Here is a 20,708-nt window from a genome sequence, read left to right as displayed (position 1 = left end):
CTTTGAGCGCTAAAGCGCAACAACGTACCTAACTAGCAACTTGAGTTGCTAGATTAACGGCAGCTAGGATATTTTATCATATGGAAGACCAGCCAAACTTACTTTCGATCGCGGAATCTTATCTGCGGGATAAAGTCGCTACCATAGCCGCTGAAATTGACAGCAATCCAGAAGCTCTGCAAAATGCACTCAAAGGTCTGGGAGAATTAGGTGTGCTTGGGCTCAGAATTCCTCCAGAATGGGGCGGTAAAGGTGTCAGTGAAGAAACTTTTCAGTCTTTCCAGGAACTGATAGCCAAGTATTCCGGCGCTTTAGCTTTCTTGCAAACTCAACACCAAAGTGCTGCTGGTATGCTGTTTGAGAGTAAAAATGCCTCTCTCAAACAAGAATACCTCCCGCGCACTAGCAACGGTGAAGTGCTGCTGGGGGTAGGCTTTTCGCAACTGCGACGATCGGGCCGACCGCTAATTGTAGCTAATCCTGTAGAGGGGGGTTATCTATTAGATGGAGAAGTTCCTTGGGTAAGTGGATGGGGGATATTTCAAGATTTTATTGTCGCCGCCGTTTTACCGGATGGTCGGGCTGTTTTTGGGATGGTTCCTTTTGTGGAAACAGATCGAAATTCAGGCGGTGCGATTACTTTTAGTCAACCGATGCAGCTGACAGCAATGACATCTACCAATACTGTAACGGCAAACCTGAAAAATTGGTTTTTACCTGTTGAACTTGTTGTTTCTATTAAATCTGCTGGTTGGATTCATGAAAACGATAAAAAGAATGTTTTGCGATCGACTGGTTTGGTACTCGGTTGCGCTAGTGCTGGTATCAATATTATCGAAAACGCCGCCATAAATAAGTCGCTTTCGTTTATAAATAAAGCATTTGCGTTGCTCAATAGCGAACTCGCTCAATGTCGAACTACTATTAGAAATGCTCAAGGAAATACAGCCATTACGCTAACAGAAAAGCTGCAATTGCGAGCTTGGGCGATCGACTTGGCGGTGCGAATAGCTCATGCAGCAGTTACTGTTTCTAGCGGTGCTGCTAATTACGCGGACCACGCAGCACAGCGCGTTTACCGAGAAGCGCTGGTGTTTACTGTGTCCGGTCAAACTACGGCAGTAATGGAAGCAACGCTTGAGAGGTTAACTCGTCCTCAAAATAGCGATCGCGAAAAAACCATTACCTACTCGCGATCGATCCATCTAAGTCATGCGATCGATCCTCATATACCCCAATGGCCCGGAGATCCACCTGTAGAATTTGAAACAGTAGCCGAACTAGAGAAAGATGGTTATTATCTGCGGCGTTTTTCCCTTGGCGAACACAGTGCAACCCATATTAACGCCCCCAACAGTTTTCACTCTACGGGTGTCGGAATTGACAAATATCCTGCCGAATCTCTGATTGCACCTGCTGTGGTAATCGATATTCGCGACAAAGTTACCGATCGTCCCGATTACGTACTAACTATTGCCGATATTAAAGCTTGGGAAGCACAACACGGTCAGATTCCACCTAATAGTGTAGTACTGCTGTACACAGGCTGGCAAGATAAATGGTTTGATAGCAATGCGTTTCTCAACCCGGATATCGAAGGAGTTCTGCATTTTCCGGGATTTGGAAGTAAGGCGACGGAGTTCTTGCTAAACGAACGTCAAATTGCTGGTGTGGGAATCGATACTCACGGCGTAGATTCCGGTCAAGATACAACCTTTACTACCAACAGTTTGGTATTAGAAAAACCCAGAATTGTGCTAGAAAATTTGACTAATTTGGAGCAGTTGCCAGCAAAAGGTATTACCTTATTTATTGGTGTTCTTGGCCTCAAAGACGGCTCTGGTTCTCCTGCTGCTGTAATGGGGTTAGTACCAGAGCCGATCGACTAACGAATCGAGCGATTATAGTCTACATTTACCCGTTTCCCATCTTTAGAAACGGTGACTGCGGTTTCGAGGGTATAAATATTGGAGTCTAGTCGGCGACCTTTGAATGTAAACGTCCAGGTGCCATCGCCATTATCTACGAAAGGAGCTTCCGTTGCTGGGCCGTGCATAGAGTCTTCAGGACGATAGCGACCCAAACCGCCATTAGCTGCAACACCAGCTTGACGAGCGAGGTTTTTGGCACGATTGAGGTCAATGTTATCTCTGAGGATAACAATCGGATCGCGTCGCGCCTGAAACGAAGCAACATCGCGATTTGACAAAGAAATGGCTTTGCTTGGTACTGAGCCAATTGCTAAAATCGCGATCGCGATCGCAGGCGTAAGTCGAATATCTGCTTTCATTGGGGGACAACTCCTATAACTCAGAAATTGATAAGTTAGTTGTCTGTTTGCACCTTCTATTGTTAATTCCAAAATCCTCTCTCACCTCATCCCAGTGGAGGGTTTTTGGGATTTCCAAAAGATAATCGCTATAGAGCGATTGGTTTAAAGTAATAGTCGCAAACCCAATTATATCATGTCCGGTGGCATCGGTTGTCTAAAAAAAATAACTCTCTTATCTGTGTTCATCTGTGTTCATCTGTCTTCATCTGTGGTAAAAATTTAACCACAGATGAAGACAGACAATTTCTCGCATCACGCTTACGCTACCGATGCAACCGGACATGATATTACTCCCTTCCCGCCAAAAGATTATGTAGGGGCGTTCGCCTTGGCACGAGTCCGCGCATCCGCGCCGAAGAGCGAACGCGAACGCCCTGCCACTATACATAGTCTTCTACCGGGAAGAGAGTAATCAGGTTCCCCATTTAGCAAATCTGTTTGTACGGCAAACTGCTACTCTATCGCAGGATAGAGCAGCACAATAGAACAGTTCGAGCTAATATTTTTCTACAGATGATGTCTAGAGCAGCCCAACTTGAAAAAAATTAGCCAACTCGCAAACTTTGAGCCGCAATCTTAAGTGGATTGAGCAATTCCAAGGGTACGTGCAGTTGATTGAGAGTGCTACTTTCTGTGCTTTTGGCGTTAGCGGGGCCGTGGTAATCGCTACCGCCAGTTACGAGTAAACCATACTGGTAGCACAAACTTAAGAGAGTTTTTTGCTGTGTTGGGGTGTGATGAGGATGGTAGACTTCCACTCCCATTAAACCAGCGGCTACCAATTCTTTGAGAACTTCTTCCACAGCACCACCTCGGAACAGGTAGGCATGGGCCCATACGGGGACAGCACCGCAATTGCGTAATAATGTGATGCCATCAACTATAGAGAATTTTTCGTAATGCACGTAAGCGGGGCCATCATCGCCCAACCAGCGATCGAATGCTTCGGCGGATGTTTTTGCATAACCCGCTTGCACCAGTGCTGTGGCAATATGAGGCCGTCCGGGTGCCATGCCTTCTCCCATTTCGGGCAATTTAATTGGATATCCCAATGCGGCTAAATTGGCTAGCATTTTGGCGGCGCGGCGTTTTCGTCCTTCCAGGCGTTCTGACAGGGCTGGTGCGAGTTGTTCTCGATTTGGGTAAAAACCGAGAATATGCAGAGAGCGATCGTTGTGGACGGTGCTAAGCTCTACACCGGGGACAATTTCTAGGCCGCAGACAGAGGCAGCAGCTATTGCTTCATCCCAACCTGAGAGGGTATCGTGGTCGGTAATTGCCAAGGCTTTCACTCCCGCTTGGGCGGCTTTTTTGACGAGGGCACTTGGAGTCAGGGTGCCATCAGAGTAGGTAGTGTGACAGTGAAGTTCTAACATTTTAAACAGAGTCTCGGTGTAGGGCTGATTGCCTGCTGCCTCAATGGGCGTGGATTTTTCGATCGATTGCGGTATGGTTTTTTTATTTTAGAAGTTTTAAAACCTCGATCCATAGCATATTTTTGGTGTTTGAGGTAGCTTGCACCTCACCTCTCACCGGAATAAGGGGACTGTAAGTATGATAGCCAAGATAGACAGTCTTGCTGCTAAAGTTGCCACAATTAGTTTGGGGGTTGAGAGGGTAATGCCTAGCTCTAAAAACTTTTCGGCAACACTCGTTGCTGCTCTCAAGGCGCTGTATAGGCGAAAAGGCAAGAACGCGATCGCGTTACCCTTTGTTTCTGACTGGCTAACGGCAAACATTGACTAATTTACAACAAATTCTGAAAACTGGTAACAAATAACCGATAAATGCAATACCAAATTGGTGGTACTCTCACAAAAAATGCGCCCAGTTATGTGGAGCGGCGATCTGATTTCGAGCTTTATGAAGCTTTAAAGCAGGGTGAGTTTTGCTACATCCTTAACTCTCGGCAAATGGGAAAATCTTCGCTGCTGGTCAGAACCAAGGAGCGTCTCCAACAGGAAGGATTTAAGTGTACCGTTATCGATCTCACCGTTGTAGGTGGTGAAAATATCACCCCACTGCAATGGTATAAGGGAATTATTGCCGATCTATGGTCAGGCTTGAATTTATCAAAAAAACTTAACTTTAAAGCTTGGTGGCGCGAACAAGAAGATATTTCCTTACTCCAAATCCTAAGTTTATTCCTTGAAGAATTACTGCTAGTTCATTTTCCCAACGAGCGACTGTTTATTTTTCTTGATGAAATTGATAGCATTCTCAGCCTAAATTTTTCTGTAGATGACTTCTTTGCTCTGATTCGGTTTTGCTATAACCAACGAGCAATTAACCCCGCCTACAAGCGAATTACTTTTGCTATTTTTGGAGTAGGCACGCCATCCGATTTAATTCAAGACCAAAATCGCACTCCGTTTAATATTGGTAGAGCCATCCAATTAGCTGGTTTTGATTTGCCGGAAGCTGCGCCACTAGCCCAGGGATTAAAAATCAAAGAAGGTAACGCCCAGGCAATTTTTAAAGAAGTTTTAAATTGGACGGGAGGACGGTAACTGCAAAACAGTTAAACGACTATCGGTTGCAGTTAGGTCAAGCTATCTTAGTACCTTTTCATGGGAATGAAGGCGGCTATGTCCGGGCTAATTCTGGTGGGTATCAAATATTGCTGAATTTTCGCGGTTCGTTAGAGAATTTCCAGACAATATCTTTCGCCGATGTGCTGAAGAATCGGATTCCGCCAGATTTGATGAAAAATCGGATTATTATCATCGGTACAACTGCTGAAAGCCTCAATGACCTTTTTTATACGCCCTACAGCAGCAGTTTGTTCCGCACGCCTAAGCGTACATCGGGAGTGGCGATTCATGCTAATTTGATCAGCCATATTTTGAGTGCTGCTTTAGATGGGCGACCTTCGATCCGGGTTTGGACTAAACCGCAAGAGTGGCTGTGGATTTTGGTTTGGTCAGCTATCGGCGCATTGTTAAGCTGGAGGTTGAAGCCTTTGCAAATCGCGTCCGGTATCTTTTTAGCTGGTTCGGGGTTATTAGCGATCGCTTACCTGGCTTTTTTGCAGGGGTGGTGGTTACCCGTTGTTGGGCCAATGCTGGGGTTGGTCGGAGCTGCGATCGCTTTTGCGATCGTCATCAACAAACGATTAGAACAGCTTCAACTCCGACGAATTCTGGATTTACTTTTAGAAGAATGCGCTACTTATCCCACTGCGGGGCGTATTGCGATTGAATATCTCAAGCAATCAGAAAGCGATCGCAATCAAGCTTTTATCCAAAAGTGGACGATCGATCGAAATTTACGCTAACACTCAAGTCAAGTGGGTAATAGTCCACACTTTGCTATAAGTAGGTGGGCATAATTAAACGTAAAACTGCCACGATTAGAAACCCGGTTTCTTGGAGAAACCGGGTTTCTGGGAGTTCAGTTTATTTACGCCCACCTCTTAGTTTTTTTGAATTATTAGATGAGTTGGCTTGTATGTGCGAATAAAGTTACTCATTACCTCTCTTTCTTCAATTGTTGGAGTTGCAAAACAGCCTGAAGTTCCAGTTTGAGAATTGTTCTTCAATGCTGACGGGTCGTAATGAACTCCCAGTCCGCTGCGACCTGTCTTGAAAGTAGGTGTAACGGGTGACCAGACTCCACCAAACTCACCACCAGCTTTCTCGACACTGCCGGGCCGATCGAACGTATAAACACCAAAGGGTATAGGAGTTTGAGACCCTGCTATGTCAGACGGAGTTTGTTTGTCCACCCTGCCAGAAACGCACCGCACAGTATTAACGACTTTGCCTGTACCATCAATCAATTGAGTGCGGTAAACCTTTAGTCCGCCGCCAATAGTTTCGTTAGTCTGAGTAGCGACAACTTTAGCTCCTTTAATCGAGAGAGAATCATCGTTGTTGTTGTCAGCTGGAGTTTCCTTAGTAAGAAATTCTAAAGCGACCCAACGATTAGGGCCGATTTGCACCCAATTCTTTCCCCCAGCCGCTACGGGGTCGCCACTAACCATTACCTTCGCAGCATTAGCAACGGTATCAACGACCTGACCGTTGGGGCTAGAGCGAACATTTAAGGGGTCGCCCTGAGTTCTCACAATAGCGGTATAGCTCATTGGTTTTTCTCCTTTAGAGAATTAGATTTACCTATCTGGGATTAGGGAGATTTAATAAAATCATAAACCACTCGTCAATTAATACTACTCACAAATATTATAATTTACTTGGCGTTCGCTTTTAGGTGCGTTACACTGCGACGCACCTACAAAAGTTTGCTGCTGATTTTGACAGGCCGCGTCTTTACGTCCTGTCCCAGCATTGAAAATTACAGCGGCTTGCAAGTGGGTGAGGTACAGGTAAATTGTAGGGGCGGGTTTGGTAGATAATTTGTGACTAACCGACAAGAATCATGGCAAAACCCGCCCCTACTTTCGCGCTATGAAAAAAATTCTTTTATTGTACCTCACGCGGCTGCAAGCCGCTGTAATTTGTTGAACTACTCGATTTTGGGTGCAATTCCTTTTTCTTCCAGGCAACGCTTAAAATCGACTTCAGCTACAGTTGGTTCGGGATTGTCCGTAACTTTAAGCGCTCCTACAAGTTGCTTGGAACCGCTTTTATCCAAGGGTTTATCTAACTGGGCCGGGGTATCTTTGTGGCCATCTGTGAGATAGTTTCTGCATTCCGAGATGGCATCGATTCGCATCTTTCTGGATCTAGCAACCGTAGAGTCTTCCTCAGTCAGGTGAGTGGCTACATAACTAATTTTGCCTGATGCGGTAAATGGCATTGCTAAAGCTGAGAAAGCAGGTAAGCCGAACATCCAGATAGTGCTAACTAGCAGTGCGCTTGTAATTGTGCGGCAAAGTAGCTGAAAGCCTCTATGAAGATTAATCACGATCGAATTCCTTTAATGTTGAATAAGTACATCCTCTGCTATGTTATTTAAGGTCAAACAAAAATTAATGTTCCTGGAGAAGGATTAATAACCGCAACTTTTACGCCTCATTGAAAAATTTGCGATCGCACCTTATACCAAATCCGGGTTAACTACCCCCTTTTTATTGAAGCCCGCGCAGGCGGGCTTTGTACGCGCAAGCCGCGACTTTAGTCGTCAGGTAAAAAAGGGGGCTTACGAAAACAGCGGTTGAGCGCTGAGAGTAAACGTTTCAGTAACAGCGTCTACATTAAGCACTGAAAGAGGCCGAGATTTTACAACCGCGACTAAATCTAACTGAGAACTACTTCCCCCGTTAACAATTGCAAAAATGCTGGTGCTGGTGTTAAACGTTTGATTTGAGATTTCCATGACATAATCCTCCGGTTTTCCTGCTAATTGGATGACATCAAGACCGGGAGAGATAACATCACTACCTACAATGTCAAGATTTGAGATTAATGCGTAGTCAGCGTCTCCTTGACCTACATAAAACTTTGACGAGACGGGATTGGTGGCGCTACGACCAACACCAAGAATAAACCTATCCCTCACGCTTGACTCAGAGGCAACCAAGGTATCGACCTCGCCTACCCCAAGACTCGTAGGAACGATACCGGGTGTTGTTCCATTGATTACATCAATGCCAACTCCAGTAATATCAGAGTAACCTGTATCAAATGCACTGACGTAATCATTACCGCTACTTCCGCTCAAAAAGGCAGAGCGAAACTCATTTCTGCCCACCTCACTGTAGTGTTCTAAACCGGAAAGAAAAAAACCAGATTTCACCGCAGCCCCTACATCTGGATTGAGGGCTAAATAAACTTTTTCGTTGAAAGCCGAACCCACACGACCTTCATTTTTTCCGCTCTCAATAAAGTGGGAAAACCCAGATGAGAAAATTCCAGCTGCAACTGCATTAGCTATATCAGGATTGCGCTCTAAGTAAAACCTTTCATTGTAAAAGCTGTCTGAAATTGTCCGACCTTCAGCTTCTCCAAATTGGATAAAGTGCGCCAAAGCAGAGGGTAATTCTCGGTTGTAAACCGCTTGAAAGACATCATAGTTATTCGGCGGCCCAAAAATCTCTCCAAAATAACCGCGATCGCTCCAGAATGGAGATACAGAAGTCCGCCCTTCTTGCAACCCCACTAATTGGAAATGTTGCAAACCAGATTGAAAAGTTCCGGCTCGAACAGCAGCCGCTACATCTGGGTTATTTCGCAAGTAAAAATTTTCGTCAAATATCGCTAAACTCATGGGTCTGAAGTAAAAAAAAGGTTGGGTATCGGGAATCGGGGATTAGTAAAGAGTTATCCCCAAGTCCCAAAAAAGGATACAAGCCCATAAATTTATTTACGGAAAATGGGCATGAGGATTGAGTTTTTCTGATTTCAATTTATATTCCTTGGTTTGGCTGCAATCTCTCTATGCTTGAACTTTCTGGATTTGGTGCAGATCCCTGACCTAATACAGTTAAATCTGCTCTGGCGCTAGAAAGAGGTTTAGTTCCGCTGCATAACCCGGTTGTCAATTCAGATGGCTGACCAGAAGCGTAAATAAGGTACTCTCTACCTTTTTCAAAAGTATAGCCGCAACTAGCGCTGGAATTAGCTGTCATAATAACGCTCTGGCGCGTAACTCTGCCTTTCCAAACTTTGGAAACTTCTAATGTAACCTTAACTTCTGTAAAAAGTCGATCGGCTTCTGATTCGCTATTGCTTTGGCCGTCAAGCGATCGGCGACGCACAACAATATCAGTTACTCTACCAGCAAAAACCGATCTAGCTTGTTGATAGCTTCTTCTAGGAGTAGTTGGAATACAACTACAAGCATTAGCAGGATTGCCACTTAAAATAACTAATAAACTGGTGGCAATAATTAGTATTTTTTTCATAGGTTACACCTGATGATTGGATCTCAATTTCATGATTCTGCTTAGCACACAACTCAAACCATTGACTTATTCTATTGAGAAAAAGTTCCGGGTAGCGTAGGGTGCGTTACGGCTTGAGCCTAACGCACCCTACAAATTAATTGCAGAATGTGGGTTCAAACGTATTGCGGTTCGAGGAATGGATAATCAGTGTATCCTTTTTCGAGTTCGGTTTCGCTGATGGGTAAAAATGTTTGTGGATCGGGCCTGTTTAAAGCTGCGTTCGCTGCCAAGCGCTGGGGCAAATCGGGATTGGCTAAGAACAATCTGGCAAAAGAAACTAAATCTGCTTGACCGGAGGCTAAAATAGCGTTTCCTTTGGCTTTATCATAATCGCTATTAGTAACGATATTGCCTTTATAAATCGGGCGAAAACTGGGCGTAACTGGATTAATTACATCGCGATTTGCTAGGTCTGTTTCTTTCGGCTCTGGCATTTGAATATAAGCTAAATCAAAGTTGTTGAGAGCATTGATTGCATAACTAAAGGTTGCTTTGGGATTTGAGTCGAAAATACCATAGAATGTATTGCTGGGTGTGAGTTTGACACCAACGCGATCGCTACCCCAAACCCCAGTCACCGCTGCCACAACTTCCAGCAAAAATCTGGCGCGGTTTTCAATCGATCCACCGTATTCATCGGTGCGTTTGTTAGCACCATCTTGGAGGAATTGATCGATTAAAAAGCCGAATGCACCGTGTACTTCTACTCCATCAAATCCGGCTATCATTGCATTTTGGGCCCCAATGCGGAACTGTTCGACAATTTTGGTAATTTCGCGATCTTCTAGGGCGCGGGGTGTTTCAATAGGCACTTGGCCTAGTGGAGTATCTAGCTTGCATTCAGGTGCGATCGCACTCGGTGCTACAGGTATTTGCCCACTCAATAACGACGGATGAGTAACGCGACCGCTGTGCCAAAGTTGGAGGAAAATTCGTCCTCCTTTATCATGCACTGCATCTGTAACTAACTTCCATCCCTCAACCTGTTCTTGTGAGTAAATACCCGGACAATTGATGTACGCTTTACTGAGGGGAGAAACCATCGTACACTCAGTAATAATCAGTCCTGCCGATGCTCGTTGGGCATAGTAGGTTGCCATTATTTGGTTTGGGATATTGCCAATTGCTCGCAAACGACTCATTGGAGCCATTACTATCCGGTTGGGCAGAGTGTAACGACCAAGCTGTATGGGTGAGAAGAGATTGACGGCTGAATTCATGGTTTGAATTAACAATTTTGATATGTTATTTTTTTAACATATTAATTTCTTATTCTCCATAAACGGTAACTATAACCTTACGTTGTCGTGGTTTGACATCACAATCTATGTAAAAAATTTTCTGCCTAGTTCCCAGGACTAACTGACCGTTGGACACAGGGACTGTTAGAGAAAGCCCAAGCTAGGTGGCTAGGCCGATCCCCCCGAATTTGTTGGCGAAACTCTTTAACTGCTAAAGGCGGGTTGGGATGCTGTACATATTCAGCCAGCAGCGTTAAATCGAGATCGGGGAGTAATATCGCTCTGAGGGATGGGTTCGTATTTGTTCCCTTGCAAGCGATACATGGAGAATTGAGCATTTTCCCCGCACCAAACCTACGATTTCACGCTCTGATTTTTTTAAGTTAAGAAATATAAATAAAATTGACATTGTAAATACAATAAATTAGAGTAGATGGTGTTTTGGGACTAATTTACTGAAAATGAAAATAGCTAAAGATTGCCCAGCAATATGACAATTTTGATTAAGTTAGGAGCCTCCTGACGCGATCTAAAAACGGTCATTGGCGATCGCAAGTAACCGATTACCAATAACCGATCGCTATAAATCTCAGATTCAAGGAGAGAATGTAAAAATGAAACGTCTGATCGTTTGCTGTGATGGAACTTGGCAACAACTTAATAGTAGTTACCCAAGTAATGTGATTAAGCTTGCCCAGGCAGTGAAATCGAGTGGCAGTGACGGGGTTCCGCAGATCGTGTTTTATGACGAGGGAATTGGATCGGACAGTAACAAGATTTTGGGCGGAGTCACTGGACTGGGAATCGATAGAAATATACAAGATGCCTATCGTTTTCTTTGTCTCAACTATGAGCATGGTGACGAAATCTATCTATTCGGATTCAGTCGCGGTGCTTACACAGTCAGGAGTCTAACGGGGATGATCTATTGCTCCGGTCTCCTAGACCGCCCTCATATTACCAGGGCAGCAGAAGCTTACGAGCTTTACCGTAACCGAGACATTAAACCAAAGGATAAAGTAGCAGCCGATTACCGCGAAGATTACGGCGAGCGCGTTCCTATTACCTTGCTTGGTTGTTTCGACACCGTTGGAGCCCTTGGTATTCCTGGTCTACCTGCATTCAAGAAGTTTCACGAACAGCTCAATAAGAGGTACAGATTCCACGACACCACTTTAAATAAGTTGATCCAAAATGCGTTGCACGCCGTTGCGATCGACGAAGTTCGTGAAATCTTTGATGTTACCCCTATGAAGAAAAATCCTGACGCTGAGAACCAGCGGGTTATTCAAGTTTGGTTTCCAGGCGAGCATGGCTGCGTCGGCGGTGGAACGAAAGAACACAGCGGTTTATCAGATGCCGCCTTACAGTGGATGTTGGATTCAACCCGTAACCTTGGATTGGGGCTTGAATTCGATACAAGTGCCATTCCCACAGGTATCAATCCTAATTATGAGGTTGATTTTAAAACCGATGCTGGGTTCTTCAAATTGGCAGGAATCAAGTTCCGCGAGGTGGGCGATGCCATTGATGAGCTTCATGAAAGCACGATCAAGCGTTTGCAAAGCCGAAAGGACTACCGCCCCAAGAATCTAGAAAAGCTTTTATCCAAACTTAATTCAAATTGAAGAGGACAGAGAAGATTTCATCAAGTTCTCGGAATTGAGGATTGGACAATCAATCGAATCTACAAGAACCCAAAGGGGAAAGAATTATGTCTTCAAAAAGAGACACATCAAGAGACGGATTTAAAAACAAAATCGAGACTTTGCTTTTAACTAACTTAAAGCCGCTTTGGCACTTCATTCAAAGCAACGAGGGGCTTAGCAAAAAAGTCAACTCAACTCTCATTAACAATGCCGTCTTAAAAATTCCCACTCGGCCCTATCCGTTTAGCACTATGTCTCCCTATACGTCTTGGGAGTCATTAAACGATCGCACTTATTCGGGACTCCAACTACCGCCTACTAATTGGAAGCCCTTAACAGCTCAAAACTACATAGGGGTTAATTTAACACCCACAGAGAATTTTGAAAAGAATTTGCCGGATGTTAAGGATTTGGAGGTTTTGTACCGCAAAAAAGGAGAGACTAAATACTCGGCCAAATCCTCTCTAATTTTCCCATATTTCGTGCAATGGTTTACCGACAGTTTCCTGCGAACAGATCGACTGGATCACCGCAAAAATAGCTCCAACCACCAAATCGATCTGTGTAACGTCTATGGGTTGAACGCAAATATTACTCACCTGCTGAGGTCTCATCAAGGCGGCAAGCTAAAAAGCCAAATTCTCAATGGCGAAGAATATCCTCCTTTTTACTATGATGAGAACGGACAGCCCAAGGAAGAATTCAAAGGAATTCCCCATCAGATAGTCGGTGAATACGACGAGAAAAAATCGGATAAACTACCCTATGAAAAGAAACAAAAATTATTTGTAATGGGGATAGAGTTAGAGCGGGTCAATGTGCAAATTGGCTATGTAATGCTAAACGTTCTTGGCTTAAGAGAACACAATCGCGTGTGCGACCTCTTGGCAAAGAATTATCCAACTTGGGATGATGAACGTCTTTTCCAAACCGCCAGAAATATCGTGATGGCGGAGTTTCTGAAAATTGTGCTAGAAGATTATATCAACCACATTACTCCCTATAACTTCCAATTCTTCGTCGATCCCCCAGCATTTATTGATGAAAAATGGTATCGCACCAATTGGATGTCGGTAGAATTTACTTTAGTTTATCGTTGGCATAGTATGCTGCCCGATAAGCTAATTCATGACGGGAAAGAAATGTCTGTACCCGACACGATGTGGAACAACGATCTGATTATCAACAAGGGTTTAGGAGCTATTTTTGAAGAAACTTGTTCCCAACCAGCAGCGCAATTGAGTTTATTCAATACGCCTGAGTTCCTCATTCCAACCGAGACAGCCAGTATTCGTGTAGGTCGGGCGGCCAAATTAAGAACATACAATGATTATCGCGAACTGTGTAAGTATCCACGGGTGACCGATTTCGATCAAATTACTGGCGATGAAGATGTCCAAAAAGAATTGAAACGATTGTACGGTCACGTAGACAACATTGAGTTATATGTTGGACTCTACGCAGAAGATTTGCGGCCAAATTCAGCTTTACCTCCTTTAGTCGGACGACTGATAGGAATTGATGCCTTTTCTCAAGCTTTCACCAATCCCCTGCTGGCCGAAAATATCTTCAATCCAGAAACTTTTTCACCAGTTGGTTGGGAAGAGATTATGAATACCAAGACCCTCTCCCAGGTGTTGAATCGTAATGTTCCTCCCGGTAAAGAGTACAGAGTTTCTTTTTATAATGAGGGTTGGCAACCAGCTTAACTAGCTGACTGGCATTAGGTATGTAGTTGCGCTTCAGCGCTGGGTATGTAGTTGCGCTTCAGCGCTCTTATCCAAGTTTCTTATAAGAGCGCTGAAGCGCAACTACGTACCCGGAGTCCTTTTCAAAGGTTATTTATGAGCAAGAAGTTATTTACGGAATATCCCGAACAGGACGAACTCAAATACTACGATCTTCTGGCTGAAAAAGCCAAGCTTCGTATGGATAATCTTTACGGGAATACGGATCGGGCGCTGCGAGATACTCACGCCAAAACTCACGCCTGCGTGAAAGGAACTCTGGAAATTTTTGACTTTGATGAGGAAGCGATTAAACGGGAATTGGGCAAACGCGCCTCGTTGACTTCTTCGCAACTCAATGCCATTTCCATTAAGCAAGGATTGCTGGCAAAACCCAAACAATATCCTGTTTGGTTGCGATTTGCTAACGGGGCCACCAAAGTATACAATGATTACGACAAAGATTCGCGCTCAATGTCAGTGAAAGTGATGGGGGTGGAAGGGGAACGACTGGCGCAAAGCCACGAGTCAAAAACCCAGGACATCATTGTTCACAATTCAGAGATATTTGTGAGCCAAACGATCAAAGACTACTACGGCTTTTTTTCTGCTCTGGTTGAATCACCAGAGACATTGAAAAAGTGGCTAATACGACATCCCAGACACTTTCTAGCGGTCTCGACGCTTACGGGTAGCCGGACTCCGAAGAGTTTGCTAACAGCAAAATATTGGAGCGGTTCACCCTCTGCTTTGGGTCTGGGTCCCGATTTCGATCCCTCCCAGCCTGGTACAGTTCCTGTCGAATATCCTGCTGTAATTAAGTATGGGTTTACTCCGGTTTCATGCGAACCACCGCACGAGATAATTCCAGAACAATCTCGACCGGGAATTCCTAAATTTCCCTTTGCCGATCGGGCCAAAGCCTTGGGTTTAGATCCCAATCAACCAGACAATTATTACCGGGACGATCTAATTCAATCTCTTGCGAAACCTGATGCTCAATACTGTTGGGATTTTGGCATCCAGTTCCAAACCAACCTAAAAATGCCGATCGACGATGGCATCAATGTCTGGAAGGAACAGGAATCACCCTTTTTGAAAGTAGGTCGTCTCACCGTCAATCATCAGATTATTGATTATGAAAAACAATCCGATTTCAACGAAAACCTGAGATATTCTCCCTGGAACGGTTTAGCAGTTCATCGTCCAGTAGGTGCCATCAATCGGATACGCGGTGTTGTTTACCCCGTTGTAGCGAATTATCGCCTTCAAAAGCGAGGTATTGTCCACCAAGAACCTACAGGAGCAGAAACATTTAACTAAGAATACATCCGTCAGAATGGGAATAATCATTTAGGAAGGCGAACTGAATGACATAGGCTAAAGTTTAACGCCAAGGTGTGAGGTAAGTTTTCAAACTTCCTCACCCCTATTGTTATATCGTTTACGCAAATGCTACATACGCTCGATCGTTCTCAGACCACTGAATCAAAATGCTATATTTCATTATTCATAACCAAAAAACTACGGAATATCAAAAAACCAATCTTCGTTTAAAACTTGTTCTAAAGACGCGGGGGGTTCTTCTGGAAAAAAATTAACAGGTTTATCCATTAAACGAGCAATAACTTTTTTTGCATCCAGATAAGTAAGAGAAAAAATTTCAGCCAAATAAGGTTTTAAGCTGGGACTATCTGCCAATTCATCTCGGATCTGTTGACGAAAAGTTATGATTTCTGCTCTCCATTTATTAGCGTTGTATTCTCTTTCTGATTCCCAGTAACGCAGCTTGAGTAAGTGTTCCCAAAGTCGGGTTAGGAGGCTTTTGACCGCTCGCTTGTTGTTTCTTCCCATGCTTTCCAACTCTTCAAATAAGTTTTCCCAATCGACACTGGAAAACTGTCCGGCTCGTAATTGTTGTATAGTTGTTTCTAGCCAGAGTTGATAATCGCGATCGTATAACGTAATTCTATCTGTTTGTGTTTTCATTTTAGATCTAAATCATCTCATCAACTGTTGCACAAAAGCTTGATGTTCCTGAGTTGCTAAACCCTGCTGCAATATTTCTAAAACTTTTGCTAAATTACCCCCTAATAAAGCGGCTTTATCCAACCACAACCCAGGAAATATTTGAGAGCAAATTATACCATCAGCATTCGGATCAACTTGAATATATTCCCCGGCATTTAATCTAAACCAATCGAATTGACGATCGTAAACTCGCCAAACTAAATATTCTTGTACTCCATTGCGACGGTAGACTGTCAGTTTTTTATGCAAATCTAGAGACGCAGTAGAAGCGGCAATTTCTACTATTAATTCAGTAGCACCTTCCACATAATCATCGTCACTGATGCGCGATCGGCCCCCCTGTTCTATTCTCAATAAAGCATCCGGTTGCGGTTCGTTATCGGCATCCAGACGCACCGTTGGATTATCACCTAGCCTTACTCCCGGTGTACCAGCCTTGTATGTAGCCAACCAGCCCATAATGTAAGCATGAGGCTCTGCGTGACTTTCAAATCTTAACGGAGATGCCATATAAACCATTCCTTCAATCAATTCAGCTTTTTTGACTTCAGGCATTGCTTCATAGCGACGCTCAAATTCAGCGCGGGTGAGCTTGTCGCCATTTTCTAAAGGAGGAATGGTCAAAGGAGGAAAAATCGCGCTAGCAGATATCATAGTTTTCGGCCTACAGATCGCACTGTGCTAGATACTGCCAATTGTAGCAAAGATAAGTAAATCCTGTATTGTTTAGTTACAATATCGATTTTTAACATACTGTTTCAACACAGGATTTAAAGTAAAAAAGGTTGTCTTACCTTGCTCTTTTGCCTCCAATAACAGTCGCCTCCCTAGCGATTGCATGGCATTCAATAAATCTGAGGTAGATAACTGTACTGTCTTGTCAATTTGCGACAAAGTAACGGGTTCTGTTTCATTAGCAAGCTGAATCATTACTGCTTGTTCCGGCTGGGTTAGACGCTGAAATTGTTGGTCTAACTGTGCTTGTAAAGATTCGCATAAGATTGGCGCGTCACATTGTAAAAAGTCAGAAACTTTACCTCCAAATAACTCTTGAATCATGGTGGCGGTGAACTCTAACCAGAGGGGATTTCCTTGATAGGAATTAATCAAAGTTTCCCAAGTTTCTTCATCTGATAAATTATGCTGTTTGAGAATTTCCTTAGCTGCTACGCCTAAACTCCCTAATATTAAGGAATGCACATAGTTATTTAGTCTTTCTAGTTTGGCGATTTCTCTGGGTTTTTCCCAACTAATTAATAGTAAGCTACTCTGATGACAAAGTTCTGCTATTTGTTTGAAAAATAAGTGATAATCTTCATATCCAGATTTATATTGACCTGCGAGTTGTCCGCTGCTGAAAAGCATCTGTACGTCATCGAAGATAATCAGACAGCGATATTTGCGTAGGTAGTTGATGAGTTGGGAAAGTTGCGTTTCGATCGCGTGGGGGATCTCTGCTTGCTGGGAGAAGATTTGCAGCAAGTTGGTGAGGGTTGCATCTGGGGTTGGCGAAAAGCGGAGACTGCGATAGATGACGTAATCAAAATGGGTTTTGATTTGTTCTATGAGTCGCAGTGCGAGGGTAGTTTTGCCAATTCCGCTGATTCCCAGGAGTGCGATGAGACGATCGCGATCGCGCACTATCCAGTTTTCGAGGGTGGCGAGGGAGTCGGTGCGATCGTAGAAGCTGAAGATTTCGGGTGCGTCGCCTAAGTCGATGTGCGATCGGGTTGGGGTTTGTTGGGTTTGCGGTGTGGGGGTGTGCGATCGAGATTTTTCTGGACAAATGTTAAGGTTCTGATTAACTGTGACATTCTCGCCAACTGTTACAGTTTCGCCAACGATAGCTGATTGATAATTATAAATTTTCCCCTTCTCTAATATCACTCTAAAATTCGCTTTAGTAATATCTTGTCCCAATCCGTTAGATAGTATTTTCCATAATTTTGAACCGACATCCCTGACATAACCTTCACTAGAGTGAGTTGCTTCGGCAATTTCCGCGTATTTCTGATCTTGTAAAGTACCTCGCAGTATAGCTTCTTGCAGATAATCTAGGTGTTCCCCTGTTTGGGCTAAAACTAGCTCATCTGTCAATTTTAAGATTTCTTTAATGTCCATCATGTTAGCAATGGGCTATAGTTTGCCCTATTATATCCGACATTTACGACATTTCTTACATTTCTGACATTTTATGGTTATAAAATTACCGACATTTCCGACTGACAGAAGCTTTCCGCAGTGAGATTATAGAGAAAGGAAAAAAATACACTGATGGCAATTCAATGAGGTAAGAAGCAATGGGCAAAAGAAATGAAGTTGGTGGCCCTGTATGCGACCACTGCGGAAGCACCAAGATGGAAGAGGTCGGAAGAAGAACAATAAATCAATACACAGAAAGAGTGGTATATAAATGCCAGGAATGCAAAGAAGAAACTGTCATTGATACCGATTCACCCCCATAAAAGCTTGATTGAGCGATTTATTTAACGCACTTTAGGAGGGAAATATTTAAATTATGGCAAGCGAGAAACCCCCAGATAAACAAAAAAAATCTAAGGAAGAAATGGAGAGATCAATCTAACTCACAACCTTCACAACCAACAATGATTGAAATCAAAAAAGAGATTTTATTTTATGAGCAATGAGAAACCACCAGATATAAGAGATCCCAACGCTTTTGAAGCTAAAGATGGAAAACCGTGTCCATCATGTGGCGGAACAGGAACGATAAAACCACAAGGTGCTGTCAGAGAAGCTCAATGCCAAAAGTGTCAAGGTAAAGGCTGGATTAGATAAGAAATGTAGGGTGCGTTACGCCTCGTTAACGCACCGCAACAAAGGCAAGGATGGGGAGAGGGTTAAGAGTGGGCGATCGCTTCATCTTAGTGTAATTTTTTGTAATTTTACGCAAAGCATTGAGTAATAGGAAATAGAAACTTAAGAAGAGGTATATTCATGGAAATGAACCCTTGTAGTTTATTTTGTATCCATCCTGACGCAATTGATAAGAGTAAAGTTAGAAAGATGGCAGAAACCTATCTTTACGCCGGGGGATATCCGTCCTCATGGAGACCTATAGAGGTTTATTATTTTAAAGGAAAATACCTAATTATTGATGGAAACCATAGAGCTATAGCTGCTTGCCAAAAAAATGGGTACACTGAGACAAAAACTGTTCCCGTTATAGAACGGCGAGATGGAGGAGAATTTTTGACTGATGAAGATTTAAAAAAAGATTTTGATAAATTTCGGGAGGTGCTTTGGTTAACATAATCTTTAAGAGGCGTAGGTGTGTTAACGAAGTGTAACGCACCGCAGAAGTGGGAAGGATGGGAGAGGGTTAAGAGCGGGCGATCGCTTCCTCTAATTTACTATGCGGTTTTTACTCGCTATTTGGGAGATAATCATGGAAAATCCAATGAGACAAGCTGCAAAATCCTGCAAGGAAAGTGCTGAAAGATTTTGGGAGAGAGCTAAATATTACGCTGAAAATCGCGATGTGCAACAAGCTTTTAACAATTATGTAGAATCTTTGGAAAAATATGCTAGCTATGTATTATGGAATGAGAAAGCTTGGAGCGTAGAGAATAATATCAGTACATCAGAAGGACCAACCTATGAATTTTTGGATAGACTTTTTTTCCTTTTCGATTTGGCAGCCCGTCTAGAGAAACTTATTGATAGTCCACGTACTAGCGGAATCCTAGAAATATACATTGCAGAAAAATACAAAATGATATTTGATGAAGTTACGAAATATCAAAATTCGTTTAGCGTTGACCAAATAAAAAATCATAAGGTATTCGCAGAAAACGTTTTATATTATGAGAGTCAAATAGCTAATAACAAAGAAGCCCTTAATCGAATCAGGGAAGTTGACCCAGAAAAGGAACAAGATGATACCCTAAAAAAAATTAGAGTTGCCTTGCTTAAAATTAGCGAAACAAAGATTTGTCTTACAACATTAGAAAAAAAACCTGGTTGCTTCATCGCCACAGCAGCTTACTCAACTTCTACACACCCAGACCTAGACACATTTCGCAATTTCCGAGATGAAAAACTTTTAACTAATCCTGTTGGTAAACGGCTAGTTAATTTTTACTACCAGATTAGTCCTAGCATAGCTAAATATGTGGAAAAACGGCCAGCCATCAAAAGTTTTCTGAGACATCAACTAGAACGTTTAGCACAATGGATGCGTAAAGATTTAATTTAATGATGGCAACCACTCGATATCAAGTAATTGGTCAAGCGAGTAAGGACACTCTAGGGGGAAAGTGACGGAATTTTGAGTTTTAATTTTCACAAACCCTAACGCATCTTTATAGATAGAATCTAATTCTGAATCTAAGTAATTACGGAGATTGGTAGTAATCCTTCGTCTCAATTGAATTCTGAAAGTATAGATTTCTTCTTGCCAGTGAACTGCATTATAGTCGGATTCGCTTGTCCAATATTGCAGTAATAATAAATGGCGGATAACCTGTTCTAAAAGGCTGGCTACAGCATTTTTCTTTTCCCTGCCCAAATCCTCTAACTCCTCAATTAAATTATCTAAATCTAGGTCTTTAAATTGGCGATTTTTAATTAATTTAACTGTTTCTTCTAGCCACTGAGAATCATCAATATTATAGAGTTTGTTTAAATTGCTAACACTGTTCATAACTCACCTCTTTTAGTAGAGAGTATTATTTGGGATGGGATATTCTTGAGTCAAGGGGAATTCACAGAATGTGACCAATATGCGAGTTGTTGCGCTTTAGCGCTCTTAGAGCGCTAAAGCGCAACAACATACCCAGAAAGCAAGTAACTAGCAACTTGAGTTAATATCGCATCACCAAACTGCATCTTGGTACTATTTTAAACGCAAAGGAC

Annotated in this window: 23 protein-coding genes and 1 pseudogene; 11 read left to right on the top strand and 13 right to left on the bottom strand. The window is 43.0% G+C overall.

Annotated features, from left to right (window positions below):
• Positions 1–80 precede the first annotated feature (80 nt).
• Positions 81–1,889 (top strand): cyclase family protein, encoded by a 1,809-nt coding sequence (locus LAY57_RS36245; protein ID WP_338022412.1) that lies wholly within the window; start codon positions 81–83, stop codon positions 1,887–1,889.
• On the opposite strand, the gene LAY57_RS14115 is transcribed toward LAY57_RS36245, so the two are convergent.
• Positions 1,886–2,290 carry a hypothetical protein gene (locus LAY57_RS14115; protein WP_249067412.1) on the bottom strand — a complete coding sequence of 135 codons (405 nt, stop codon included), beginning with the start codon at positions 2,288–2,290 and terminating at the stop codon, positions 1,886–1,888. The genes LAY57_RS36245 and LAY57_RS14115 overlap by 4 nt on opposite strands.
• Positions 2,291–2,561: 271 nt before the next feature.
• On the opposite strand from LAY57_RS14115, the gene LAY57_RS14110 reads away from it, so the two are divergent.
• Positions 2,562–2,744 carry a hypothetical protein gene (locus LAY57_RS14110; protein WP_249067411.1) on the top strand — a complete coding sequence of 61 codons (183 nt, stop codon included), beginning with the start codon at positions 2,562–2,564 and terminating at the stop codon, positions 2,742–2,744.
• 133 nt (positions 2,745–2,877) lie between these two features.
• Here LAY57_RS14110 and LAY57_RS14105 read toward each other — a convergent pair whose 3' ends face one another.
• The gene (locus LAY57_RS14105) at positions 2,878–3,708 is read right to left on the bottom strand and encodes a PHP domain-containing protein (RefSeq protein ID WP_249067410.1); all 831 of its coding nucleotides are present in this window, start codon (positions 3,706–3,708) and stop codon (positions 2,878–2,880) included.
• A 178-nt stretch (positions 3,709–3,886) separates the two neighbouring features.
• On the opposite strand from LAY57_RS14105, the gene LAY57_RS14100 reads away from it, so the two are divergent.
• The 3 genes and pseudogenes from LAY57_RS14100 to LAY57_RS14090 all read left to right on the top strand — a co-directional run bounded on the left by LAY57_RS14100 (position 3,887) and on the right by LAY57_RS14090 (position 5,609).
• Positions 3,887–4,078: a hypothetical protein gene (locus LAY57_RS14100; protein ID WP_249067409.1), complete on the top strand. Its 192-nt coding sequence runs from the start codon at positions 3,887–3,889 to the stop codon at positions 4,076–4,078.
• A gap of 41 nt (positions 4,079–4,119) precedes the next feature.
• A pseudogene (locus LAY57_RS14095) lies at positions 4,120–4,839 on the top strand (AAA-like domain-containing protein); the annotation flags it as partial.
• Complete coding sequence (locus LAY57_RS14090) at positions 4,824–5,609, top strand: CHASE2 domain-containing protein (protein ID WP_338022411.1); 786 nt, start codon at positions 4,824–4,826, stop codon at positions 5,607–5,609. The pseudogene LAY57_RS14095 and the gene LAY57_RS14090, both read left to right, overlap by 16 nt.
• 138 nt (positions 5,610–5,747) lie before the next feature.
• Here LAY57_RS14090 and LAY57_RS14085 read toward each other — a convergent pair whose 3' ends face one another.
• The 7 genes from LAY57_RS14085 to LAY57_RS14055 form a co-directional block, all read right to left on the bottom strand.
• Positions 5,748–6,419 (bottom strand): SH3 domain-containing protein, encoded by a 672-nt coding sequence (locus LAY57_RS14085; protein ID WP_249067408.1) that lies wholly within the window; start codon positions 6,417–6,419, stop codon positions 5,748–5,750.
• 380 nt (positions 6,420–6,799) lie between these two features.
• On the bottom strand, positions 6,800–7,201 hold the full coding sequence (locus LAY57_RS14080) for a hypothetical protein (RefSeq protein ID WP_249067407.1): 402 nt from the start codon (positions 7,199–7,201) through the stop codon (positions 6,800–6,802).
• A gap of 234 nt (positions 7,202–7,435) precedes the next feature.
• Positions 7,436–8,503 (bottom strand): hypothetical protein, encoded by a 1,068-nt coding sequence (locus tag LAY57_RS14075; RefSeq protein ID WP_249067406.1) that lies wholly within the window; start codon positions 8,501–8,503, stop codon positions 7,436–7,438.
• A 139-nt stretch (positions 8,504–8,642) separates the two neighbouring features.
• Positions 8,643–9,140 carry a netrin-like domain-containing protein gene (locus LAY57_RS14070; RefSeq protein WP_249067405.1) on the bottom strand — a complete coding sequence of 166 codons (498 nt, stop codon included), beginning with the start codon at positions 9,138–9,140 and terminating at the stop codon, positions 8,643–8,645.
• A 155-nt stretch (positions 9,141–9,295) separates the two neighbouring features.
• Positions 9,296–10,402: an alkene reductase gene (locus LAY57_RS14065; protein WP_249067404.1), complete on the bottom strand. Its 1,107-nt coding sequence runs from the start codon at positions 10,400–10,402 to the stop codon at positions 9,296–9,298.
• A 49-nt stretch (positions 10,403–10,451) separates the two neighbouring features.
• Entirely contained in the window at positions 10,452–10,559 is a 108-nt protein-coding gene (locus tag LAY57_RS36510; RefSeq protein WP_249067403.1) for a YjbQ family protein, read from the bottom strand.
• Entirely contained in the window at positions 10,528–10,761 is a 234-nt protein-coding gene (locus tag LAY57_RS14055; protein WP_249067418.1) for a hypothetical protein, read from the bottom strand. Before LAY57_RS14055 ends, LAY57_RS36510 begins: the two co-directional genes overlap by 32 nt.
• 276 nt (positions 10,762–11,037) lie before the next feature.
• Here LAY57_RS14055 and LAY57_RS14050 point away from each other — a divergent pair, with 276 nt between their 5' ends.
• From LAY57_RS14050 to LAY57_RS14040, 3 genes are all read left to right on the top strand, one after another.
• Positions 11,038–12,051, top strand: coding sequence for a T6SS phospholipase effector Tle1-like catalytic domain-containing protein (locus LAY57_RS14050; protein WP_249067402.1), 1,014 nt, complete (start codon positions 11,038–11,040; stop codon positions 12,049–12,051).
• A gap of 86 nt (positions 12,052–12,137) precedes the next feature.
• A complete protein-coding gene (locus tag LAY57_RS14045; protein ID WP_249067401.1) occupies positions 12,138–13,781 on the top strand; it encodes a peroxidase family protein in 1,644 nt (547 codons plus the stop codon).
• Positions 13,782–13,916: 135 nt separating this feature from the next.
• Positions 13,917–15,122, top strand: a complete 1,206-nt coding sequence (locus tag LAY57_RS14040) for a catalase family protein (protein ID WP_249067400.1) — start codon at positions 13,917–13,919, stop codon at positions 15,120–15,122.
• A gap of 201 nt (positions 15,123–15,323) precedes the next feature.
• Here LAY57_RS14040 and LAY57_RS14035 read toward each other — a convergent pair whose 3' ends face one another.
• From LAY57_RS14035 to LAY57_RS14025, 3 genes are all read right to left on the bottom strand, one after another.
• Positions 15,324–15,788, bottom strand: coding sequence for a DUF29 domain-containing protein (locus LAY57_RS14035; RefSeq protein WP_249067399.1), 465 nt, complete (start codon positions 15,786–15,788; stop codon positions 15,324–15,326).
• 12 nt (positions 15,789–15,800) lie between these two features.
• The gene (locus LAY57_RS14030; protein WP_249067398.1) at positions 15,801–16,484 is read right to left on the bottom strand and encodes a Uma2 family endonuclease; all 684 of its coding nucleotides are present in this window, start codon (positions 16,482–16,484) and stop codon (positions 15,801–15,803) included.
• 72 nt (positions 16,485–16,556) lie between these two features.
• Positions 16,557–17,954 carry a helix-turn-helix domain-containing protein gene (locus tag LAY57_RS14025; RefSeq protein WP_476727017.1) on the bottom strand — a complete coding sequence of 466 codons (1,398 nt, stop codon included), beginning with the start codon at positions 17,952–17,954 and terminating at the stop codon, positions 16,557–16,559.
• Positions 17,955–18,467: 513 nt separating this feature from the next.
• On the opposite strand from LAY57_RS14025, the gene LAY57_RS14020 reads away from it, so the two are divergent.
• From LAY57_RS14020 to LAY57_RS14010, 3 genes are all read left to right on the top strand, one after another.
• Complete coding sequence (locus LAY57_RS14020; RefSeq protein WP_249067397.1) at positions 18,468–18,629, top strand: hypothetical protein; 162 nt, start codon at positions 18,468–18,470, stop codon at positions 18,627–18,629.
• Between the two features lie 228 nt (positions 18,630–18,857).
• Positions 18,858–19,106 (top strand): ParB N-terminal domain-containing protein, encoded by a 249-nt coding sequence (locus LAY57_RS14015; protein WP_249067396.1) that lies wholly within the window; start codon positions 18,858–18,860, stop codon positions 19,104–19,106.
• A gap of 133 nt (positions 19,107–19,239) precedes the next feature.
• A complete protein-coding gene (locus tag LAY57_RS14010) occupies positions 19,240–20,049 on the top strand; it encodes a CFI-box extended C-terminal domain-containing protein (RefSeq protein ID WP_249067395.1) in 810 nt (269 codons plus the stop codon).
• Here the strand turns inward: LAY57_RS14010 and LAY57_RS14005 are convergent.
• A complete protein-coding gene (locus tag LAY57_RS14005) occupies positions 20,041–20,496 on the bottom strand; it encodes a DUF29 domain-containing protein (RefSeq protein ID WP_249067394.1) in 456 nt (151 codons plus the stop codon). The genes LAY57_RS14010 and LAY57_RS14005 overlap by 9 nt on opposite strands.
• Between the last annotated feature and the right edge of the window lie 212 nt (positions 20,497–20,708).

Origin of the sequence: Argonema antarcticum A004/B2, from assembly GCF_023333585.1 — a bacterium.
Taxonomy (GTDB): Bacteria; Cyanobacteriota; Cyanobacteriia; order Cyanobacteriales; family Aerosakkonemataceae; genus Argonema; species Argonema antarcticum.
This window is presented reverse-complemented; position numbering and strand designations above follow the sequence as displayed.

Bases quoted from the DNA above. Each gene is read 5' to 3' on its own strand.
- LAY57_RS36245 (WP_338022412.1), top strand. From the start codon at position 81: ATGGAAGACCAGCCAAACTTACTTTCGATCGCGGAATCTTATCTGCGG.
- LAY57_RS14115 (WP_249067412.1), bottom strand. From the start codon at position 2,290: ATGAAAGCAGATATTCGACTTACGCCTGCGATCGCGATCGCGATTTTA.
- LAY57_RS14110 (WP_249067411.1), top strand. From the start codon at position 2,562: ATGAAGACAGACAATTTCTCGCATCACGCTTACGCTACCGATGCAACC.
- LAY57_RS14105 (WP_249067410.1), bottom strand. From the start codon at position 3,708: ATGTTAGAACTTCACTGTCACACTACCTACTCTGATGGCACCCTGACT.
- LAY57_RS14100 (WP_249067409.1), top strand. From the start codon at position 3,887: ATGATAGCCAAGATAGACAGTCTTGCTGCTAAAGTTGCCACAATTAGT.
- LAY57_RS14085 (WP_249067408.1), bottom strand. From the start codon at position 6,419: ATGAGCTATACCGCTATTGTGAGAACTCAGGGCGACCCCTTAAATGTT.
- LAY57_RS14075 (WP_249067406.1), bottom strand. From the start codon at position 8,503: ATGAGTTTAGCGATATTTGACGAAAATTTTTACTTGCGAAATAACCCA.
- LAY57_RS14070 (WP_249067405.1), bottom strand. From the start codon at position 9,140: ATGAAAAAAATACTAATTATTGCCACCAGTTTATTAGTTATTTTAAGT.
- LAY57_RS14065 (WP_249067404.1), bottom strand. From the start codon at position 10,402: ATGAATTCAGCCGTCAATCTCTTCTCACCCATACAGCTTGGTCGTTAC.
- LAY57_RS14055 (WP_249067418.1), bottom strand. From the start codon at position 10,761: ATGCTCAATTCTCCATGTATCGCTTGCAAGGGAACAAATACGAACCCA.
- LAY57_RS14050 (WP_249067402.1), top strand. From the start codon at position 11,038: ATGAAACGTCTGATCGTTTGCTGTGATGGAACTTGGCAACAACTTAAT.
- LAY57_RS14045 (WP_249067401.1), top strand. From the start codon at position 12,138: ATGTCTTCAAAAAGAGACACATCAAGAGACGGATTTAAAAACAAAATC.
- LAY57_RS14040 (WP_249067400.1), top strand. From the start codon at position 13,917: ATGAGCAAGAAGTTATTTACGGAATATCCCGAACAGGACGAACTCAAA.
- LAY57_RS14035 (WP_249067399.1), bottom strand. From the start codon at position 15,788: ATGAAAACACAAACAGATAGAATTACGTTATACGATCGCGATTATCAA.
- LAY57_RS14030 (WP_249067398.1), bottom strand. From the start codon at position 16,484: ATGATATCTGCTAGCGCGATTTTTCCTCCTTTGACCATTCCTCCTTTA.
- LAY57_RS14025 (WP_476727017.1), bottom strand. From the start codon at position 17,954: ATGATGGACATTAAAGAAATCTTAAAATTGACAGATGAGCTAGTTTTA.
- LAY57_RS14020 (WP_249067397.1), top strand. From the start codon at position 18,468: ATGAGCAATGAGAAACCACCAGATATAAGAGATCCCAACGCTTTTGAA.
- LAY57_RS14015 (WP_249067396.1), top strand. From the start codon at position 18,858: ATGGCAGAAACCTATCTTTACGCCGGGGGATATCCGTCCTCATGGAGA.
- LAY57_RS14010 (WP_249067395.1), top strand. From the start codon at position 19,240: ATGGAAAATCCAATGAGACAAGCTGCAAAATCCTGCAAGGAAAGTGCT.
- LAY57_RS14005 (WP_249067394.1), bottom strand. From the start codon at position 20,496: ATGAACAGTGTTAGCAATTTAAACAAACTCTATAATATTGATGATTCT.